14 protein-coding genes and 4 pseudogenes are annotated in these 20,633 nt (G+C 73.6%); 8 read left to right on the top strand and 10 right to left on the bottom strand.

From position 1 onward, the window contains the following. Positions 1-393: 393 nt before the first annotated feature. Entirely contained in the window at positions 394-1,716 is a 1,323-nt protein-coding gene (gene hmgA, locus DRB96_RS41705) for a homogentisate 1,2-dioxygenase (protein WP_112453007.1), read from the top strand. A 74-nt stretch (positions 1,717-1,790) separates the two neighbouring features. On the opposite strand, the pseudogene DRB96_RS41700 reads toward hmgA, so the two are convergent. From DRB96_RS41700 to DRB96_RS41665, 7 genes and pseudogenes are all read right to left on the bottom strand, one after another. After that, positions 1,791-1,988: pseudogene (locus DRB96_RS41700) on the bottom strand (hypothetical protein); the annotation flags it as partial. Between the two features lie 112 nt (positions 1,989-2,100). Then, entirely contained in the window at positions 2,101-3,090 is a 990-nt protein-coding gene (gene rbsK / locus DRB96_RS41695; RefSeq protein WP_112453005.1) for a ribokinase, read from the bottom strand. Then, a pseudogene (locus DRB96_RS41690) lies at positions 3,087-3,962 on the bottom strand (ADP-ribosylglycohydrolase family protein); the annotation flags it as partial. The gene rbsK and the pseudogene DRB96_RS41690, both read right to left, overlap by 4 nt. A 2,840-nt stretch (positions 3,963-6,802) precedes the next feature. Continuing rightward, positions 6,803-7,969: a precorrin-6y C5,15-methyltransferase (decarboxylating) subunit CbiE gene (gene cbiE, locus DRB96_RS41685; protein WP_112453004.1), complete on the bottom strand. Its 1,167-nt coding sequence runs from the start codon at positions 7,967-7,969 to the stop codon at positions 6,803-6,805. Positions 7,970-8,110: 141 nt separating this feature from the next. Beyond that, on the bottom strand, positions 8,111-8,293 hold the full coding sequence (locus tag DRB96_RS41680; RefSeq protein ID WP_112453003.1) for a hypothetical protein: 183 nt from the start codon (positions 8,291-8,293) through the stop codon (positions 8,111-8,113). 413 nt (positions 8,294-8,706) lie between these two features. Next, positions 8,707-9,246: a helix-turn-helix domain-containing protein gene (locus tag DRB96_RS41670; RefSeq protein WP_112453001.1), complete on the bottom strand. Its 540-nt coding sequence runs from the start codon at positions 9,244-9,246 to the stop codon at positions 8,707-8,709. 28 nt (positions 9,247-9,274) lie between these two features. Beyond that, positions 9,275-9,961 (bottom strand): DJ-1/PfpI family protein, encoded by a 687-nt coding sequence (locus tag DRB96_RS41665; RefSeq protein WP_112453000.1) that lies wholly within the window; start codon positions 9,959-9,961, stop codon positions 9,275-9,277. 164 nt (positions 9,962-10,125) lie between these two features. Here DRB96_RS41665 and DRB96_RS45660 point away from each other — a divergent pair. The 3 genes and pseudogenes from DRB96_RS45660 to DRB96_RS41650 form a co-directional block, all read left to right on the top strand. Next, positions 10,126-10,296: pseudogene (locus DRB96_RS45660) on the top strand (2-oxoglutarate and iron-dependent oxygenase domain-containing protein); the annotation flags it as partial. Between the two features lie 113 nt (positions 10,297-10,409). Next, positions 10,410-12,356: a galactose oxidase-like domain-containing protein gene (locus DRB96_RS41655; RefSeq protein WP_239517844.1), complete on the top strand. Its 1,947-nt coding sequence runs from the start codon at positions 10,410-10,412 to the stop codon at positions 12,354-12,356. Positions 12,357-12,535: 179 nt separating this feature from the next. After that, a complete protein-coding gene (locus DRB96_RS41650) occupies positions 12,536-13,354 on the top strand; it encodes a PhzF family phenazine biosynthesis protein (protein WP_112452999.1) in 819 nt (272 codons plus the stop codon). A gap of 32 nt (positions 13,355-13,386) precedes the next feature. Here DRB96_RS41650 and DRB96_RS41645 read toward each other — a convergent pair whose 3' ends face one another. Continuing rightward, a complete protein-coding gene (locus DRB96_RS41645) occupies positions 13,387-14,169 on the bottom strand; it encodes a type II CAAX endopeptidase family protein (protein WP_112454455.1) in 783 nt (260 codons plus the stop codon). Positions 14,170-14,216: 47 nt separating this feature from the next. Between DRB96_RS41645 and DRB96_RS41640 the strand changes: the two genes are divergently transcribed. From DRB96_RS41640 to DRB96_RS41625, 4 genes and pseudogenes are all read left to right on the top strand, one after another. Then, the gene (locus tag DRB96_RS41640) at positions 14,217-14,699 is read left to right on the top strand and encodes an ATP-binding protein (protein WP_204357958.1); all 483 of its coding nucleotides are present in this window, start codon (positions 14,217-14,219) and stop codon (positions 14,697-14,699) included. Positions 14,700-14,862: 163 nt separating this feature from the next. Beyond that, positions 14,863-15,174, top strand: coding sequence for a chorismate mutase (locus DRB96_RS41635; RefSeq protein WP_112452998.1), 312 nt, complete (start codon positions 14,863-14,865; stop codon positions 15,172-15,174). A 32-nt stretch (positions 15,175-15,206) separates the two neighbouring features. Beyond that, positions 15,207-16,336, top strand: a pseudogene (locus DRB96_RS41630) (M1 family aminopeptidase); the annotation flags it as partial. 45 nt (positions 16,337-16,381) lie between these two features. Beyond that, positions 16,382-18,574 (top strand): FUSC family protein, encoded by a 2,193-nt coding sequence (locus DRB96_RS41625; RefSeq protein WP_162689163.1) that lies wholly within the window; start codon positions 16,382-16,384, stop codon positions 18,572-18,574. Here the strand turns inward: DRB96_RS41625 and DRB96_RS41620 are convergent. Both DRB96_RS41620 and DRB96_RS41615 read right to left on the bottom strand, forming a co-directional pair. Beyond that, a complete protein-coding gene (locus DRB96_RS41620; RefSeq protein WP_112452996.1) occupies positions 18,571-19,266 on the bottom strand; it encodes an alpha/beta fold hydrolase in 696 nt (231 codons plus the stop codon). The genes DRB96_RS41625 and DRB96_RS41620 overlap by 4 nt on opposite strands. 73 nt (positions 19,267-19,339) lie before the next feature. Continuing rightward, positions 19,340-20,593, bottom strand: coding sequence for an MFS transporter (locus tag DRB96_RS41615; protein WP_112452995.1), 1,254 nt, complete (start codon positions 20,591-20,593; stop codon positions 19,340-19,342). Between the last annotated feature and the right edge of the window lie 40 nt (positions 20,594-20,633).

Raw genomic sequence — 20,633 nt, 5'->3', positions numbered from 1 at the left:
TGCCGTCTTCTGCCTGACAAAAAAAACTACGTTTCTCAATTCTTGCTGTTCCTCCCGCCCCGGTCAACCACGCCTGCGTCTGCGTCCGCGCCCGCGCCCGCACTGGGTACGAGGCGCAGCCCGCGACGAGGGCGGGGGGCGCGCCCGCGCCCGCCGCCGAGGCCGGACGCCCAGCCCGCCGACGCACGGCCCTGGCGGTCCGGCCCCGGAGCCTGACGACAGAGACCCGCTGGCACCCGGAAACAGAGCGCCCGGACTCGGAGTGGCCCGGACTCGGAGTGGCCCGGAGGGGGACTGCCCCGGAGGGGAGTGGGCGGGGGTGTGGCGTTGACGTGTCGACGATGGAATCCTACTGTCAGGCATAGGATTCCTTCGACAGAGCGGGAGCGTGCAATGAGCGGCGGCAGCGAGCAGGCCAGGAAGACGGCGGAGGCGCTGGAGCACCTCACCGGCTTCGGCAACGAGCACAGCTCGGAGGCGGTGCCCGGCGCGCTCCCGATCGGCCGCAACTCACCCCAGCGCTCCCCCCTCGGGCTCTACGCGGAGCAGCTCAGCGGCAGCGCCTTCACCGAGCCGCGCTCCCACAACCGCCGCTCCTGGCTCTACCGGATCCGCCCCTCGGCCGCGCACCCGCCCTTCACCCGGACGGACAACGGCGCCCTGCGCACCGCGCCCTTCACCGAGGCCCCCGCGGACCCCAACCGGCTCCGCTGGAACCCGCTGCCCGACCCGGCCCCCGGCACCGACTTCCTGGCCGGCCTCTGGACCCTGGGCGGCAACGGCGACGCCGCCCAGCGCTCCGGCATGGCCATCCACCTCTACTCCGCCAACTCCCCTATGACCGACCGGGTGTTCAGCGACTCCGACGGCGAGCTGCTGATCGTCCCGGAGCGCGGCGGCCTGCTGCTGCGCACCGAGTTCGGCCTGCTCAGCGCCCGCCCCGGCGATGTGGCCCTGATCCCGCGCGGCGTGCGCTTCCGCGTCGAGCTGCAGGACGAGACCGCCCGCGGCTACGTCTGCGAGAACTACGGCCGCCCCTTCGAGCTCCCCGACCTGGGCCCGATCGGCGCCAACGGCCTGGCCGCCGCGCGCGACTTCCAGGCGCCCGTGGCCGCGTACGAGGACAGCGAGCGCCCGACCGAGGTGGTCAACAAGTTCTGCGGCAACCTCTGGACCGCCACCTACGACCACTCGCCGCTCGACGTGGTCGCCTGGCACGGCACGCACGTCCCGTACGTCTACGACATGCGCCGCTTCAACGTCCTGGGCTCCATCAGCTACGACCACCCCGACCCGTCGATCTTCACCGTGCTGACCTCGCCCTCCGACACCCCGGGCCTCGCCGGCGTGGACTTCGTGGTCTTCGCCCCGCGCTGGCTGGTCGGCGAGGACACCTTCCGCCCGCCGTACTTCCACCGGAACGTGATGAGCGAGTACATGGGCCTCATCGAGGGCGCCTACGACGCCAAGGCGGAGGGCTTCGTGCCCGGCGGCGGCTCCCTGCACAACATGATGTCCGCGCACGGCCCCGACCGGGAGACCTTCGACCGGGCCAGCGCCGCCGAGCTGAAGCCGCAGAAGATCGACGACGGCCTGGCCTTCATGTTCGAGACCCGCTGGCCGATCACCGCCACCGCCCAGGCTGCCGGCGCGGAGCACCTGCAGAGCGGGTACGACGACGTCTGGCAGGGGCTCCAGCGGCACTTCCGCGCCTAATATCACCAGCACGACGCGTGGCGCCGCCGCCCCGCCGCCCCGCGCCGCCCCGCTCGTCCGGCCGTCATCACCGGCCCCCCCGCGCGCGCCTCGCGGAGCCCCGCCCGGGCGACCGTGTGCCCGGCGACCAGCCACAGCAGCACCACCGGCGAGGCGGCGGTCGCCGCGACCAGCCCGTGGTTGAAGACCCGGTTGGTCCGGCGGTAGTTGCGCAGCTGGGCCCAGAGCAGGGCGGCCAGCGCGAGCAGGCCCGTGCCGATCGAGGCCAGCGGCACTGACTAGGTGTAGCGGACGTAGACGAGTATGAACAATAAGCATCGGGCTGTTGGCACTGTGGGTGTGAGGGTGTGTTGTTTTTGTGAATGGTACGGCGGCCGCCGAGGTCTACACGGGGTAGCTCGTCGGCAGCGTCAGATGTGTATAGGGGACAGCGGCGGGGCCGGCGGGGCCGGCGGGCTCCCCGAAGGCGGCGTCGGTCTGCGCGCGGGTGGGCATCGAGTCCTGCGCGCCGGGGCGTTGGACGGACAGTGCGGCGGCCGCCGAAGCCCAGCGCAGGGCTTCCGGTACGGGCCGGCCCTCGCCCAGTGCCACGGCGAGCGCGCCGACGAAGGTGTCCCCGGCGGCGGTGGTGTCCACGGCCCGCACGCGCGGGGCCGCGACCGTCAGCGGCTCGCCGCCGCGTGCGGCGTACAGGGATCCGGCCGCACCGAGGGTGACGACCACCTGCGGCACCAGGTCCAGCAGGGCCTCGGCGGCCCGGCGCGGGTCCGTGAGCCCGGTGAGGGCGGCCGCCTCGTGCTCGTTGGGGACCAACAGGTCGGTCGCGGCCAGGAGTTCGGCCGGCAGGTTCCCCCAGCTACCGCTGGGAGGTGCCCCCGGGGCCGGGGCCGGGGTGAGGATCGTGCGGACGCCGTGGGCGCGGGCGGCCAGCGCGCCGGCCAGCACGGCCTCCAGGGGCAGTTCGAGCTGGAGGAGGAGGGAGCCGGCGGCGCCGATGCGGGCGGCGTCGCCCGCCTCCAGGCCGGTGACGCGGGCGTTGGCGCCGGGGATGACGATGATGCTGTTGCCGCCCTCGTCGTCCACGGTGATGTGCGCGGTGCCGCTGGCGCCCTCGACGGTGCGCAGGGCCGAGGTCTCCACCCCGGCCGCCGCGAGCGCGGAGCGCAGCCGTACACCGAACTCGTCGGCCCCGACCGCGCCGATCATCACCACCTCCGCGCCCGCGCGGGCGGCGGCGACGGCCTGGTTGGCGCCCTTGCCGCCGGGGACCGTGCGGAAGGCGCGGCCGGTGACGGTCTCCCCGAGGCGGGGGGCCTTGGGGACGTAGGCGACGAGGTCCATGTTGGTACTGCCGAGCACGGCGATGGCCGTCATGAGCGTGCTGCCTCCTGTGCGGTGAGGTGGGCGAGGGTGTCGAAGCCGATGCCGTCGAAGCCGGCGACGCTGGTGGCGAGGCGGTTCTTCAGCGGGGCGGTCCACCGGTGCGGGATGTCCTCGGGCGCCCCGGCCAGGAGTCCGGCGAGGGCGCCGGCGGTGGCGCCGTTGGAATCGGTGTCCCAACCACCGGACACGGCGCGGCAGATGGAGTGGGTGAAGTCGCCGTCGGCGTGGGTGAGGGCGGCGGCGGTCAGGGCGGTGTTGGGGACGGCGTGGACCCAGTGGTAGTGGCCGTAGCGGGCGTGCAGCAGGTCCACGACCGTATCGAAGCCGGTGCCCCGCGCGGCCGCGGCCGCGGCCGTCCCGATCGCGAAGCGGACGGCCTCGGCCAGGCGCGAGCGGGGCGGTACGACGGCCAGCCCGGCCCGCAGCGCGCCGTGCACGTCGGCCCGGCCGGTGGCCGCGGCGGCGGTGGCGGCGGCGGTGAACAGGGCCGCGTAGACGCCGTTCCCGGTGTGGGTGAGGGCGGCGTCCCGGTGGGCCTGGGCCGCGGCGGCGGCCGGGTCGCCCGGGTTGGTCCAGCCGTGGACGTCGGCGCGGATGAGCGCGCCGATCCACTCGCGGAAGGGATTGTGGTGCGTGGCGGTGAGCGGCGGCTCCAGCCCCTGGAGCAGGTTGCGGTACGCGACGCGCTCGGCGGTGAAGGTGCGGCCGGCCGGGAGCTCGTCGAGCCAGAGCCGGCCGACGTCGGCGGTGGTGAACCGCTTGCCGTGGCGCTGGAGGAGGAGCAGGCCGAGGAGGGGGTAGTTGAGGTCGTCGTCCTCGGGGGCGCCGTCGATGTTCTCGGCGAGGGAGGTGGGGGCGGCCTTGGCCTCGGCGGTGACAGCGGCGGTGGCCGTGGTGGCGGTGGTGGTGGTTGCGGTGGTCGTGGTGTGGAGGGGGATGACCGCGTTGTTGCTGACGCGTTCGATGGTGGCGAGGTAGTCGTGGGGGAGGTGGCGGAGGTTCTGCTGGAGGGTGCTCGCCATGAGGCCTTCGGTGCGGACGGCACTGGCCCGGTCGTTGCGGCGGAAGAGGTGGGGGTCGGTCTCCTGGGTGTCGGCGTATTCGTCGGCGAGGCCGAGGTAGTGGAGGAGTTCGTGGGTGAGGGTGGCGTCGCTGTGGTGGGTGTCCCAGTGGAGTTGGTCGGCTCGGCCGGGGTTCGGATTCGCGGTGAGGGTGACGGCTTCGCCGTGGTCCGGGGCGTGGATGAATTCGGCGGTGATACGGAGTTGGTCGCCGCTTTCGGGCAGGCGGTAGCCGGAGTTGGTGTGCGTGTCGAGGATCTTCTGGGCCTGCTCCTGGTGCCGGGTGAGGTCGGTGGTGGTGAGACCGTCGGCGAGTTTGAAGGGGAGCGTGATGAAGAAGTGGCGGACCGTGCGGCCGTCGGCGAGCTGCTCACGCCGTACGTTGGTGCGGATGAGGGTGACGGACCCGTCGAGGTGACCGGGGCGGGGGTTCAACTGGCGGAGTTTCGGGTCGAAGCGCTCGGTGTGGACCGCGGCGGTCCTCGCTCCGTGGAAGGCGCGCAGTTCCCGCGCGGCGACGGCCCGGGTGACGAACTCGCCCCGCCGGCGCCCGCCCGGCGTGCCGGCGGCGGGCCGCGTGGAGTCCGGGCCCGCGTCGGGAGCTGCTGCCGTACGCGTGCCTCCACCACGGCGGTCCGTACGGTCCTGCCCGCGCGAACCGGGCTTCGGGCCGGCTGATCCCCCGTCCCTCGTACCGGACTTCGTCGACGGGCCCGGAGCCCCGTCGTCCGTGGAGACCGTCCCCGCGCCGGCCACCGCGACCCAGCCCGTGCGGGCCTGCCAGCGGACGTGGAGCGGCGTCGCGGTGGACGTGGAGGGCCCGAAGCGCGCGGTCGTCCCGTCGGGTCCGGTGACCTCCAGGGGGCGTGCGAGTTCATCCGCGTACAGGTTCAACAGGAAGGTCGCGGCGCCGTCGAGCGCGAAGGTGCCCGTGGTCGACCGGCTCGATCCGGGGGTCAGGGGCGGGTCGATGTAGTGGTCGAGGGTGTGGGCCATCGGGTGGACGCGGCCGGTGAAGAGGCGGGTGGACAGGTCCTCCACCGTCAGGCCGTGCTCTGCCGCTCGTGCGATCAGCGCGCGGGCGGCCGGGGTGGACCGGTGCTCCCCTTGAAGCTGACGGAGCATCCGCCGGATGTCGGGGTGGGTGTCGGGGCGGCGCCCCGGTACCGGCGGCGCGGGGGCGTCGGTAGCGGTGTCCCCGGCGGCCCGGGCGAGCGCCGTCGTGAGCGCTCCGAAGAAGGATTCCGGCCGAGCGGTCAGCACCTGGGGCGCGTCTTCGGCGAGGTAGGTCGCGGCCACCTCGTGGAAGGTGCGTTGGAGGACGCCCTCGTCCGTGGTGTACAGCAGGTTCATCGTGTGCAGCCGGGGCAGATGGCGCGACAGTCCGAACTCGACGGCGCCATCGGGTCGCGTGCCCTCGGTGGGCGACAGCGACAGCGTGCTCTGGAGGGCCATCGCCTCGAAGGCGTCGAGACCCGCGACGGTGTTGAGCGAGTCCGTACGGAGCAGTTCCCCGGAGTCGCGGAGGGCGGAGAGCTGGTCGTACTTCGCCGCCTTGGTGGCGGGACTCGGCTCGTGGAAGAGCCTCGTGTACGGGATGGGGTTGAGGTGGCTCTGCTGGATCTTGAGCAGGTGCCGGGGCACCGCGGCGTCGGAGGAGTCCTCCTTGAGCGCCGTCTGGCGACGGGACTTGAGCATGCTGAAGTAGAGACGGGACAGGTCGGTCTGCGTGGCGGCGTCGTTGATGTCGATGACGAACGCCGTGCCCCGCACCGAGGGGCGCAGGCTCTCGGCGGCGATCTCCAGGCGGGTGACCGGGGCCGGGGCGGCGGGGCTCGACGGAGCCTGGGCCTGCGGGGCCACCAGGCCGCCGAGGTCGAGGGCGCCGGAGTCCCGGCCGCCGGCCTCGTGCGCGCCGGCGCTGTAGGAGGCGGGGTCGGCGAAGGAGGGCTGCTGCGCGAAGGAGGGCTCGGAGAAGGACTGCTCCGGGAAGGACTGCTGCGGGTAGCCCGCGCCCTCGTAGGAGAGCGGGGCGGCGGCCGGGACCGGCTGCTGGTACCCGGGGATCCCCGGGTACTCGGCGTACGGCGCGTCCGCGTACGCGGCGGGCTCGGGGAAAGCGGGCTCGGGGAAGGCGGGCACCGGCGGGACGACCTGGGGGTCGCTCCACGCGCCCTGACTGCTGGGCATCAGCAGCAGTTCCTCGTCCTCGGGCTCGGCCTGGTCGTCCACGAGGTCCTGGAAGGCGTAGCCCCCGGTCGCGGGCGGGGACACGGGGACCGGGGCGGGGACGCCCGGCTGATCCACCATGCCCGTGCTGTCCGGGAAACCCTCGCCCGGAACCTGGCCGGTGTCAGTCATGCGTACCCCTCGCCCATCGGTGTTGCCTCTTCGACCGCCCGGCGCCCACGTGACCGTGCGAGCGGGATTGCCGTGCGGAGGTTTCGCCTCACGTACGACTGCACGACAACCAGTAAGTATTGTCCTGCCCGTTCGCCACCAGGGCGGCCATAACCGCCATGGTCCTCTGTGGACTACGCCACGTCTCGTGTGCTGCCGGTACCGCATGCCCGGTCGGTCGGGGGCAGTGCGACGATCGGCCAGCCTACCCCGGGCACGGGGCGGAGCGGCCCCGGGACCGTTTAGGTCCTGTCCGGGCGGCTGACGGGCCGTTCGGCGGCGAGGAGGAACACCACGGAGCGCTGTTGTTCGGTCCAGGTCCGGGTGTCCAGGCCCACGGACTGGAGCAGCGCGCACTCGACGGCGTACCCGCCCTCGGTCAGCGCGCGGCCGATGGCCTCCGCCTCGTCGCGCGTGGAAGCGTGGCTGACGATGCGTTCGGGGCGGCGGTCGACGACCGCAGCGACGACCTCGGCTCCCCCGCCGCCGACGCGGACGACATCGGGCTCGGGCAGGTCCTCCAGTACGTGCGGGGCGCGGCCGGCGATGATCTGGAGCTGTACGCCCCGGGCGCGGGCGGCCGCGGTGGTGCGTTCGCAGGCGCGCGGGTCGGCGTCGACGGCGATGACGGCGGCGCCGAGGGCGGCGGCGTCCACGGCGAGGGCTCCGGAGCCGGAGCCGATGTCCCAGACGAGGTCTCCGGTGCGCGGGCCCAGCCGGGCGAGCTGCGCGGCGCGCAGCTGTGCGGACTCCCCTTCTCCGACGTCGAACTGCGGGCGGGCCCAGCCGCGTCCGGCGCTCTGGGCCGCGCTCTGGCCCAGCAGCCACGCCGGGTCGGCGGCAGCGGCCTGGCCGCCGATGACGATCACCACGTTGGGGTCGCGCCAGCTGTGGTCGGCGGCCTTGTCCGAGGTGAGGACCGTCACCTGCTCCTTGTCGGTGCCGAGTTCCTCGCAGATGACGAAGGTGCGGTGGACTCCTTCGAGGAGGAGGGCCAGTTCGGCGGGGCCGGCGCCGGGCGAGGTGAGGACGGCGACCTTGGAGTGGGCGCGGCAGACGTTGACGGCGCGGCGCAGGGTGCGGGGGTGGGCGACGACGACCTGGGCGTCGTCCCAGGGCATCCCGGCGCGGGCGAAGGCCGCGGCGACGGCGGACACGGCGGGTACGACTTCCACTTCGAGGCCGTGTTCCGGGGCGCGCAGGGCGCGTACGACGCCGAAGAAGCCGGGGTCGCCGTCGGCGAAGACGACGGCGGTGCCGCGGTGGCCGGCGATCCGGGCTGCGGCGAGGCCGAGGCTGCCGAGCCGGACGCGTTCGGCGGCGGGCGGGACTTCGGGGAGTGCGAGGTGGTGGGCGGCGCCGGCCACCAGGGTGGCCGCGGAGAGCGCGGACCGGGCGGACGCGGTCAGGGGGGCCGCCTCTTATACACGACTCCGAGCGCACCGGCCTAGGCTGGAGGCCGTGGGTCGTCTTCTGCCTCATAGACAGCCGTGGTGGTCATGGCGATCTTCCAGCGCAGACTGTCCGGCAGCCGCATCGCGTCTCGCCGCTCAGCTCGTTCTCGTGGCCGGGCACGGGGCGGAGCCGGCCCTCGTGCCGGGGCATTTGTCGAGGGTGAGCTCGGACAGGTTCAGGCTTCCCGCGTCCGGGTCCCACTCGTCGCCGGACCTGTAGGTCTTGTTCGGATTCGCGGCCGGTTCGCTCTGTGCCCGGCGGCCGGCGGCCACCTCCACGTCCTCCTTGTCCCCCCCCCGCGCCCGGCCGCGGAACCCGGCGTGACCGGAGGCGTTCGCCGCGTGGGCGAGTGCCCCTACGCTCCCCGCACGGCCGACTCAGCCCCGGAATCCGTGGACCTCGACGACGTCATGGTCCTGATCCTGATCCCCATCCCCCGCGCGCATCGAATGCCCGCTCACCACGTGGAGGGAGCTGGGCCCGGGACGGCGGGTCCTCCCGGGGCCGAGCCGGGCCTGGTCGCGCGCGACGGGCGAGCCACTGCCCCTGGACGTCGTCCTCTTCCCGCACCGCAACACCGAGGCCTCGCGGCTGGCGGTTCGGGAGGGCCGGGTGGCCGTGGCCAACCCCTGGCCCGATTCCCCGGAGTACCGGGAATCCCAGACCGCCTTCCGGCCGCAGCAGTAGCCAGCTAGGCGGAGCCGGCTTCGTCCGGGTCGGGCCGCAGGGTGTCCATGGCGGCCGACAGGCGTTCCAGGACGCGGACCGTCTCGGCGAAGCCGTCTTCGCCCAGGGCCAGCGCGAGGCGGTCGGCCAGCGACGCGTGGCCCGGGCCGATCAGCGCGACGGCTTCGCGGCCGGCCTCGGTGGGACACAGCAGCTTCGCGCGGCGGTGGGCCGGATTCGGGACGTACTCGGCGAGGCCCTTGGCGGCCAGCAGGTCGGCGATGCGCTGCACGCTCTGCCGGGTGATGCCCATGGACCGGGCGATGCCGGCCACGGGGAGGGGTTCGCGGAGCACGGCTCCCAACACCTGCCACCAGGCGGCGGTCAGGCCCGCGGGCCGCGCCAACTCCTCCGAGACGGAGAGGAACTGGCCGTTGAGGCGGAACACGCCGAGTGCGGTCCGGCTCAACAGGTCCTGCCGGACCCGGACCCGGACCCGGGCCGAGTCGGGCCCGTCCTCGCCCCGGCCCTGATCCCCGTCCGCCCCCGCCGCGTGCTCAGGCATCGGTGCGTGCTCGGGCAACGCCGCGCGCTCAAGCATCGCCCGACTCCGCCGCCGCCATCAGGACCGGGTACGCGCTCTCGTCCGAGTCGTGGAACAGCCGGTACCAGGCGTCGAGCACGTCCGGCTCGTACACGCCGAGGCGGGCGAAGACCTCGCGGGCGAACGCCACCGGCTCCGTCGGGCCCGCCGTGATCAGGTCGCCGTCGGTGACCGCATCGGCCTCGACGTAGTGGGCGGAGCCCGAGTAGCCCGGCTGGCCGCCGAGGTAGAAGGGGGCCGCGCTGGTGTGCGTACGCCCGTCCAGGACGCCCGCGCGCGCCAGCCCGGCCGTGGCTCCGCAGATCGCCGCGACCGGTACGCCGGCCGCCAGGAACTCGGCCGCCTTCGCCGCGAAGGGGGCCAACTCGTCGCCGGTGTCCCACAGACCGGCGCCGGTCAGGATGAGGAGCGAGGAGTCCTCCGGGCGCAGGTCGGACAGCGCCAGATCGGGCTGGACGCGCAGGCCGCCCATGGTGGTGACGGGCTCCCCGGCGGCGAGGCCGACCGTACGGACCTCGTGGCCGCGCTGGGTGAGGTGCGCGGTGGTGTGGCCCGTCTCCCAGTCGGCGTAGGTGTCGTAGACCGCGACGTGGACCGTGCGGCCGGGCCGCGGCCCCCCGGTCTCGCTCGTCGTGGTGGTCTCGGTCGTCGTGGTCTCGGACTGGGTCTCGCTCATCGTGCTCGCCTCCGGTGCCGTTGCCGTACCTCGCTGGGCCAACTCTATGACAGTAGACTGCCATATCGACAGGATGCTGTCAATCAATCCCCGCGCTCCCACCCCATACCTGTCCCTTCTATACATCTGACGCTCCCGACGATCACTACCGATTCAGTCTCTTCCGCATCCTGGAGCTGACCCGGGCCTTCTTCGCGCTCCCGGAGGCCGACCGGCTGGCCGTGAGCAACCTGAACTCCCCGCACTTCCGCGGCTACACCCGCATCGGGCACGAGCTGACCGGCGGCGCCCCCGACTGGCCCGCCCCGCTGGACGTGGGCCCGGAGCCGCCCGCGCCCTGGTCGCAGGCACCCTCCTCACCCTGCTCCCCGCTTCCCCCGCGGCCGCGCACGAAGGACCGTACGACCCGGGATCCGCCCACCTCGCGCCGCACGTCGCCCCAGAACGGGTGCGCCGCGAGGTCAGCCCGGACGAGCGGCGCAACCTCGGCGAGGACCACGCGCAGGAGCACGCCCGCACCCGGCTCGCCCTGCGGGACGCCGCCGACTACCCCGACACCACCCGCAAGGCCCGCCTCAAGGCCCTCACCGCCTCACAGACCGAGGGCAACGCGGAGTTCAGGCCTGAGGTGTACGGAGCCTTCAAGGAGTACTTCGACTCCCCGGACTTCGCCGCGCACATCGCCCTGCTGCCCACCGGCAAGGTGCTGCTCTTCTCCTTCGAGCGGATCGAGACCAACCCCACGAAGGAACCCGCCCCGACCAACATCATCGGACCCTCGAACGCCGGCCGGGCCTTCCTCTGGGACCCGGCCAAGGGCACCGGGTCAGCCGCCTTCACCAAGGTCACCCCGCCGGTGGTCGACATGCCCGACGGCACCAACTCGCCGCGCCCCGCGCCGTTCTTCTGCTCCGGGCACTCCTTCCTGCCCAACGGCATGCTCGGCGTGTTCGGCGGCAACCTCGGCGCCAACGGCGGCAGCGGCGCCAAGCTCTCGCTCGTCTTCGACCCGTGGACCGAGACCTGGAGCCGCAACCAGGACATGGCCACCGGTCGCTGGTACCCCTCCGTGGTGACCGCGGCGGACGGCCGCCAGCTCATCATGTCCGGCCAGTCCGAGCTGGGCTGGGGCACGCCGACCTCCCTCGTGGAGCGCTTCCCCGCCCTGGGCCACCCCGTGCCCCGGGAGAAGAAGGACGTGCCCCGCGACCTCCCGATCGGCCCCTTCAAGGCGAAGGCCCCCTTCACCCGCGACTACCCGCACCTCTTCTCGCTCCGCGACGGCCTGGTCTACGGCCTCGGCCGGGTCCACGACGAGCAATGGGCCTTCGACCCCGTCGACGAGTCCCGCACCGACCTCCCGGCCCGCCCCGACGGCACCTCCCGGGTGTACGGGGGAGCCGTGCCGCTGCCCGGCGGGTACGAGGGCCCCAACTCGGCGCTGATCATCGGCGGCGACCGCAACGACCCGAACACGTACAAGCTGTCCGAGGGCCGCTGGACCGTCGAGAAGCCCCGGGCCTTCGGCCGCACCCAGGACAACACCCTGCTGATGCCGAACGGGACCCTGCTGACGGCGAGCGGCGGATACGACATCCGCGACTACGGCAACGGGGTCCTGAACCCCAACGCAGACCTGAAGTACCGCCAGTTCGAGCTGCGCGACGCGCAGGGCAACTGGAAGCTCGGGCCCGCCCAGCGGCTGCCCCGCGGCTACCACTCCAACGCCCTCGTGCTCCCCGACGGCCGTGTCATGGTCACCGGGGACGAGCTCCAGCAGCTCGCCAACGACGCCGACATCACGGACGAGATGAACGGCACCATCGAGATCTACGAGCCCGCCTACCTCCACCAGGGCGCCCGCCCCGTGCTCGACAAGGTGCCCGCCGGACCGCTCGGCCACAACACCCGCTTCGAGGTCACCACGAGCACGCCGGACCAGGTCAGGCGGGCCGTGCTGCTGGCGCCCACCACCGCCACGCACGCGGTCAACACCAGCCAGCGCCACCTGGAGCTGCGCGTCAAGCGGCGCGCGGGCAACGTCCTCACCCTCCAGGCCCCGCCGAACGCCGCCGCCCCGCCCGTGCTCGTGCTGGCCTGGGGCTCCTGCGAGGACCCCGGGGACGGTGTCGAGTGCGCGACCGCTCTCGTACCACTGGACTGCCGCCAACCCACCGGCCGGACGGTCGCGCACTCGAAACCGTCCCCGGGGTCCTCGCAGGGGCCCCAGGCCAGAACGGGCAAGACCGTGCCGCGGTCCCTCGTCGAGGCCTGTGCCCGCCACGGGCTGCCCCTGGTCGAGGTGCCGCCCGGGACCCCGTTCACGGCGGTCGGCCGGAGCGTCTGGCGGCTGATGGCCCGGGCCCGCCCCGCCGAGCTCCGCCGGGTCACCTAGGCCCAGCAGTCGCTGGCCGCGGCCTCCGCCCGCCCGGACCCCGTCCCGCCGGTCCTGCCCCGCCTGGCCGCCGCCCTGCGCGGCCTGGCCGGGCTGCTCCCCCGGGAGCCGCCCGCCCAGGCCAGCCATCCCCGATTGGCCTTTGCGGCCGCTTCCACCGTGTCCCTACGGTCGGCGGCATGCGCATCAGAATCGTGGACGCCTTCACCGACCGCCCCTTCGCCGGCAACCCCGCCGGAGTCCTGCTCCTCGACGGCGGCTTCCCCCCGGACGCCTGGCTCCAGCAGGTCGCCGCCGAGGTCAACCTCTCCGAGACCGCCTTCGCCCACCCCCTGCCGCCGGGCGGCGACGCGGACTGGGCGCTGCGCTGGTTCACGCCGACGGGCGAGGTCGACATGTGCGGCCACGCGACCCTCGCCACCGCGCACGTCCTCGCCACCAGCGGCCTCGCGAGCGGGCTGATCCGCTTCACCGCCCGGTGCGGCGTCCTCACCGCCGAGGCCGCGCAGGACGGGACGATCACCATGGACTTCCCCACGTCCTCCCTCACCGAGGTCGAGCCCGTCGCCGAGGTCGGGCAGGCCCTGGGAGCCAGGATGAAGTCCGTCCACGACACCTCCGCGCACATCGGCGACCTGGTCGTGGAGCTGGCGGACGAGCGGACCGTACGCGAGCTCGCGCCCGACCTGGCCGCCCTGCGCGGCTACGGCCGCCGGGGGATCATCGTCACCGCCCCCGCCGAGGACCCCTCCCGCGGCTACGACTTCGTCTCCCGCGGCTTCTTCCCGGCCCTCGGCATCGACGAGGACCCGGTCACGGGCAGCGCCCACACCGCGCTGGCCCCCTTCTGGGCCGCGCGCCTGGGCCGCACCGAGCTCGTCGGCCTCCAGGGCGGAGCCCGCACCGGGCTGGTCGCGGTCCGGCTCGCGGGCGACCGTACGCTGCTGACGGGCCGAGCCGTCACCGTCATCGACGGCGAACTGCTCACCGCACCCTGAGCGACCGCGCCGGGGCGTGCCCCGGCGCGCCCCTACGGGGTGGGCAGCCAGCCCACCTTGCCCGCGAGCAGGGCGTACCCGCCGAAGGCCACGATGTCGAGCAGCGCGTGCGCGACGACGAGCGGCCCGACCCGGCCCCAGCGCCGGTAGGCGAGGACGAAGACGACGCCCATCACCACGTTGCCGATGAACCCGCCGATGCCCTGGTAGAGGTGGTAAGAGCCGCGCAGCACGGAGCTGACCAGCAGCGCGGCCATCGGCGACCAGCCCAGCTGGTCGAGCCGGCGCAGCAGGTACGCCAGCACGATGACCTCCTCCACCACGGAGTTCTGCACCGCGGAGAGGATCAGTACGGGGAACTTCCACCACACGTCGGGCAGGTTCTCCGGCACCACCGTGAGGTTGAAGCCGGTCGCCCGGGCCCCCAGGTAGAAGGCCAGGCCGGCGCTGCCGATGCAGGCGGCGACGAGCGTGCCCCGGCCCAGGTCCGACCAGGGCCGGGTGCGGTCGAAGCCCAGTACCCGCAGTCCCGGCGCGCCCTCGCGGGTCAGCAGGTGCGCGACGAGCAGTACGGGGACGAGCGCGCTCGCGATGCCGAACAGCTGCCAGGCCAGGTCCAGCCACGGCCGGCCGGGCGCGTACGAGCCGTTGAGCGTGGCGGCCTGATCCTTGAGGCCGCCCGGCTTGGTCAGCGAGCCGATGAAGCTGATCAGCGCCGAGACTCCGCTCGCGCCCAGGGACAGCGCGAGCACGAGGAGCGTCTCGGAGCGCAAGGTCCCGCGCCCGTCCCGGCCCCCGCCGAGCTCTCCGATCACCGCTTCCGGCTCCGTGCGCACGCGTGCCTCCCGTCCCGCCGCCCACCGTGCCGTGTCACCGCGACGCGTCACCGGGGCAGTCCTCTGCGATCACCCCATACTGCCTCGTCGGCGGGGGCCCCGGCACCGCCCCCGTCGCCGGCCTCCGCGAGATCCGCGGACTGGTGGAACGCTTCGCCGCCACCGGCCCGCCCGTCGCCCTCTACATCGAGACGGGCCTCGACGCCAGGCTCCCCGCCGACGTCGCCGCCACCGCCCACCGCATCGTCCTCGAAGCCCTCACCAACATCGGCAAACACGCCGCCACCGCCACCGCCGTCCGCATCGGCCTGCGCACCGTCCCGGCCGGCCTGGAAGTCCGCATCGCCGACGACGGCGGCCGCCCCGCCAGACTCTCCGAGAACGCCCGCGGCGGCGGCTACGGCCTCGTCGGCATGGCCGAGCGCGCCGCAGCCCTCGGCGGCTCCCTCACCGCCGGCCCCGCCCCCGAAGGCGGCTGGCTCGTCACGGCGCTCCTGCCGCTGCACTAGGCCGTCCCGCCGGACGGCTCGGGCCGTCCCGCCGCTGCCCGGACGTGCGCCCGATCCCAGATCCATCCAGACCGCCCCGGACCGGGACACCGCGCGGCACCCGCCGTCTCACTGGCCGACTGGCCGAGGACCAACGCCCGTACGCCACGTATTCTCGGGAACCATGAACACCAGCGACATCGACGAGAACGTCACCGCCGAACTGGCCCGTCTGAGGGACAGCATCGACAACATCGACGCGGCCGTCGTGCACATGCTCGCCGAGCGCTTCAAGTGCACCCAGCAGGTCGGCCACCTCAAGGCCCGCCACCAGCTTCCCCCGGCCGACGCGGGCCGCGAGGCCAGCCAGATCGCCCGGCTCCGCGAACTCGCCGAGAACGCCAAACTCGACCCCGCCTTCGCGGAGAAGCTCCTCAACTTCATCATCGCCGAGGTCATCCGCCACCACGAGACCATCGCGGCCGGCGAGGAATAAGCCCCTGGGGCCCGGCGCCGCAATCCGGCAGCATGGGCCCCATGTCCGCATTGACGCGCAACGAAGCGCAGCTCCGAGCCCAGATCCTCGACATCCGGCACTACGAGGTCGCCCTCGACCTCACCACCGGCGACGAGACGTTCGAATCCAGCACCGTCATCCGGTTCGCCGCCCGCACCGCCGGAGACACCTTCCTCGAGCTGAAACCGGACGAACTGCGCTCCGCCGAACTCGACGGACACCCCCTCGACCCGGCCGGCCTCACCGACGGCCGCCTCCCGCTCACCGGCCTCACCGAAGGCCCCCACGAGCTGCGCGTCGACGCCCGCATGCGCTACTCCCGCACCGGCGAAGGCCTGCACCGCTTCACCGACCCCGCGGACGGGGAGACGTACGTCTACACCCAGATGTTCCTGGACGACGTCCAGCGGGTCTTCCCGGCCTTCGACCAGCCCGACCTCAAGGCCGTCTTCGAGTTCACCGTCACCGCCCCCACCCACTGGACCGTCCTCGCCAACGGCATCACCACCGCATCGGCGAGCGGTACGGCGACAGCGGCGACGCCTCGGGCGACAGCTCGGGCGACGGATCCGCCTCCGAGGCCGGCATCTGGAAGACCGCCCCCACCCCCGTCATCTCCACCTACCTCGCCGCCGTCGCCGCGGGCCCCTGGCACAGCGTCCGCACCGAGCACGCCGGGCTCCCCTTCGCCCTCCACTGCCGCCGCTCCCTCGCCCCGCACCTCGACGCCGACGCCGACGAGATCCTCGACATCACCACCGCCTGCTACGACCGCTTCCACGAGAAGTTCACCGAGCCCTACCCCTTCGACTCCTACGACCAGGCCTTCGTCCCCGAGTTCAACGCGGGCGCCATGGAGAACCCCGGCCTGGTCACCTTCCGCGAGGAATACGTCTTCCGCTCCGCCGTCACCGACGCCGAACGCCAGCGGCGCGCCCTGACCATCGCGCACGAGATGGCCCACATGTGGTTCGGCGACCTCGTCACCCTCAGCTGGTGGGACGACATCTGGCTCAACGAGTCCTTCGCCGAGTTCATGGGCTACCAGACCCTCATCGAAGCCACCCGCTTCACCGCGGCCTGGACCGGCTTCGGCATGGAACGCAAACCCTGGGGCTACGACGCCGACCAGCGCCCCTCCTGCCTCTTATACCCATCTCCGAGCCCACGAGACTAGGCTGTGGGGGTGCGTGCCCTCGTGGAGCTGCGGATGGGCACCGGCCCCCTGCCGGCGGCCGCGCGGCGGGCCGTCCGGGTCACGCTCGCCGCCTGCGCCGGCTTCTACGGGTTCCTGTACGGCCTGGACCAGCCCGTCGGCGCCACCTACGCCCTCTTCACCGCCGTCTCGCTGGGCGCGCTGTCCCAGCTGCCCGGCAGCGGCCGGCAGCGGGCCGCGCTCATGGTCCGTCTGCTCCCCTTCGCCTGCGCGCTCGTGGCCGTGGGGACCTGGCTCGCCGTACGGACGTGGGCCGCGGTGGCCGGCATGCTGGTCATCGGCTTCTGCCTGGCCTTCGGCTCGGCCGCCGGACCCCGCCAGGCGGGCGCCGGACCCGGGCTCCAGCTCCTGTACATCCTGCCCAGCTTCCCGCCGTACGCCCCCGACGGCCTCGGCCGCCGGCTGGCCGGCACCGTCATCGGGGTCCTGCTCCTGGTCCTCGCCGAGAGGTACCTGCTGCCCGACCCGCCCGTCGCCCGCTACCGGGACCGGGCCGCCTCGGCCGCTGACGAGGCCGCGCGGTGCGCCGCCGCCCTGGAGGAGCCGCCCCACACGCTCTCCGACGCGGAACGGGCCCGGGCCTCGGAGACCGCCCAAGCCATGCGGCCCTCCCGGGTCCCGGAGGCGGAGCGGCCCGCCGGGCCCGGCGTGCGGGAGCGCGCGCTGGCCCACACCGGGCTGGCGGCCCGGACCCTGCTGTCCTGCCTGCGGGCCCTGCCCCCGCCGGCGCCCGGCCGGCGGGCGGATCCGGCCGGGCTGGACCTCGTACGGTCCGTACGGGAGTCGGCGACCGCGACCGCCGCCCTGCTCCGGGAGGGGCGAGCGCCCGCCACCGGCACCGCCGCCCTGCGGGACCTGCGGGGCTCCCTCGTCGCGGCTCCGGCGCCCGAGTCCGGCTCGGGGCTGCGGCGCGCCACGCTGGTGGAGCTGGCGGACGCCGCGCTCGTCCTGCGCGGTGCGGCCGAGATCGCCGTACGGGGGCGCGCGGCGGCCCCGGAACCGTGGCCCGGACCGGGACCGGGGGCGGGGGCGGCGCGCGCACCGGAACCCGGACCGGCCTCCGGGGCCGAACCGCCCGACCTGTTCTGGTACGCGCGCCCGAGCACGCTCCGGCTCTGGTGGTTCCGCCTCTCCGGGCACACCGGGCCCAGGTCCGTGCACTTCCAGAACGCCGTCCGACTGGGCCTCGCCCTCGCCGCCGCCCGCACCGTCGCCGGGCTCGTCTCCCTGCCGCACGGATTCTGGGCGATGCTCGCTGTCCTCAGCCTGACCCGCACCACCGCCGTGCAGACCCGGGCCACCGTCCGCCTGGCCCTGATCGGCACGTGCCTGGGCGCGCTCGCCGCGGGCGGGATCCTCGTGCTGGCCGGAGAGGCGAGCCTCCTGTACGAGATCGTGCTGCCGCCGCTGATGCTCGTCGCCTTCTGCGTCGGCCCGGTGCGCGGAGTGGGCTGGGCCCAGGCGATGTTCACCCTGGTCATCGCCATGGCCTTCGCCCAGCTGGCGCCCGTCACCTGGCAGTTGGCCGAAGTCAGGTTCCTGGACGTCACGGTCGGCAGCGCCATCGGAATCGTGTGCGGACTACTGGCGTGGCCGCACGGCGCCCACGACGAACTGGGCCGCGCCGTCGCCGAGTTGCTGCGTGCCGCCGCCGACGACGTCCGGGGGGTCACGGCCGCCGTCGGGCGGACCGGCCCCGAGGGCGCGGACCAGCGGGTCCGGCACTCGCTGGTGATGACGGAGACCGCGTACGCCCAGTACCAGGCCGAGCGGCAGCGTCCGGCCGGACCGGGCCGGGACTGGCAGGCCGCGATCATGGCCGGGCACAAGGTGCTCTGGGGCAATCTGCGGCTCCTCGGCGCCCAGGCCGGACCGCTGCCCGGACCGCACGAGGAGGCCGCGGTCAGGGAGTACGGGGCCCGGGTGGCGGCGGCCCTGCTCCGCGTGGCCGACCTCGCGGAGCCGCCGAACGCCCCGGGCGCCTCGAACACCCCCGGCCCGGCGGACCTTTCCGGCCCGGCGGACCCTTCCGGCCCGGCCGAACCGTCCGGCCCGCGCTCCTTGACACATCCGACGCCGCCGACGATCTCACGCGCGTCGCCCCACCCCCCAACGCCCACCGCCCTGCGGGCCAGCCCGCAGGGCGGTGGGGGCTGGAGTTAGATCCAGCCCTCGAGCGATGCCATGAAGCCGTCGAAGTCATCGCGGTGGATGGTGTGGCCGGCGCCGGGCACCGAGCGGACCTCGAAGCCGCGCGCCTCGAGGACCGCCGCGCGCTCCTGTGAGATCAGGAAGCTCGGGTCTGCCAGCTGCACGAGCGACGGGACCACCGGCGCGGCCGGCAGCAGGTCCGCGCCCATCAGCGGAGCCAGGCTCAGCGCGGTCGCCTCGTCCCAGACGGCCAGCGTCTCCAGCTCGATGTCGACGTCGGCCTCCTCCCAGCGCGGGTTCATCGCCTGGATCTGCCCCTTGGGCGCGGCCTTGAACTGGGCGAACATCTCGGGGCCGAAGCCCGGCTCGGGGGTCGCCAGGTGCCATGCGGGGTCGGAGTACACGGCGCGGCGCGGCTGCAGGCGCTCGACGGCGTACGAGAGGGTCAGACCGCCGAGGGAGTGGCCGATGGCGAGTTCCGCGCCGGTCGGCAGCGTCTCGACCACGTCGTCGGCGAAGGCCTCCGGGCCGTACTCGCCCCGGCCGCTCTCGCCGTGGCCGCGCAGGTCCACGGCGATGACGCGGTAGCCGAGGTCGGCGAGGGCGGGCCCGACCCGGCGCCAGGTCCGGTGGTCGGCCATGATCCCGTGGATCAGGAGGGCGACGCGGTCGCCTTCTCCCCAAGTGTGGGTGTGGAGCTGCACGGTGGTGCCTTTCCTTGTCATCGCTGTCGTCGTCGTTCTTGTCTGCGAGATCGCCGGCCGCAAGGCCCCCGCCCTACCGGACGCTGCGGATGGGCTTCACGGCCAGGGCGCCCGCCACCGCGAGGGCGGCGGCCACGATGAACAGGGCCGTGTAGCCGCCGCTGAGGGACACGATCACCGAGGCGATGAAGGGCGCGACGATCTGCGGGCCGGCGTTGGCGATGTTGAGCACGCCCATGTCGCGCGCCGCGTCCTCGGCCTTCGGGAGGACCATCGTCACGAGCGCGGTGTCAACCGCCATGTAGCAACCGAACGCGAGGCCGTTGATGACCGAGAAGGCCAGCATGGCCGTCCAGCTCGTCGACAGGGCCGGGATCACCAGTGCGATGGCGGAGAGCAGGGCGGAGGCGCCGACGAAGAGCTTGCGGCGGTCGTACTTGTCCGAGAGCCAGCCGCCGAGGACGGTGGAGACGACCATCGCCACGCTGGTCAGCGGCATCATGATGGCCACGGCCGACTCCGGCTTCATGCCGTCGGGCAGCACGGTGTGGTCCTGGAGGATGTAGAGCTGGTAGCCGCTGACCGCGAAGTACCCGAGGACGAGCAGCGCCCGTCCGATGAACGCCCAGCGGAAGTCGTGGTCCTTGAGCGCTCCGGCGAAGGCCGCGAGCTGCTGCCTGACCGGCAACTGGGCGCGCGCGGGCAGCCGCTTCTCCTTGGTGCAGGTGGTGAACAGGACCGCGGCGCCGGCGACGAGCGCGCCGAAGACCAGGTAGCCGGTGCGGTAGTCGTCGGAGAAGGCCGCGCCGACGAGGGCGCCGATGGTGGAGCCGAACGGCAGGCCGAGGCCGACGGCCGCGGAGGCCTTGCCGCGGGCGCTCTTGGGCACCCGGTCGGGGACCACGGAGGTGATCGCCGCCTGGTAGATGTTCATCACGGCCTGGCCGAGGCACCAGGCGATGGTGATGAGCAGGATCGTGTCCGCGAAGCCGAGCAGGAACATCGCGGGTATCGCGGCGAGTCCGCCCCCCAGGATCCAGGGGTTGCGCCGTCCGCTGCGGTCGGACAGGGCGCCCGCGACCGGGTTGAAGACCGTCGCGAAGATCGCCGAGACCCCCGCGATCAGGCCGAAGTTGGCGACCTTGTTCGCCGGGTCGATGTGTTCGACCTGGAGCGCGAGCAGTACGCCGGCGACGCCGATGTAGAGGGCGTACATGGCGCTGTTGCCGACGAGGAGCAAGGGGAGCAGCCCGCGTCCGGGCGCGGGCTCGGTGGTGGCATCGGAAGTGGCGGCGGCGGTGCCGGTGCCGGGGGAGGAAAGGGCCACGGTGCCCTCCTGGGCAGTTTCGAGGGTGAGAGATGAAGGG

Origin of the sequence: Streptomyces sp. ICC1, from assembly GCF_003287935.1 — a bacterium.
Classification (GTDB): domain Bacteria; phylum Actinomycetota; class Actinomycetes; order Streptomycetales; family Streptomycetaceae; genus Streptomyces; species Streptomyces tritrimontium.
The sequence above is the reverse complement of the archived record's forward strand: the minus strand, read 5'-3'. Positions and strand labels throughout refer to the sequence as shown.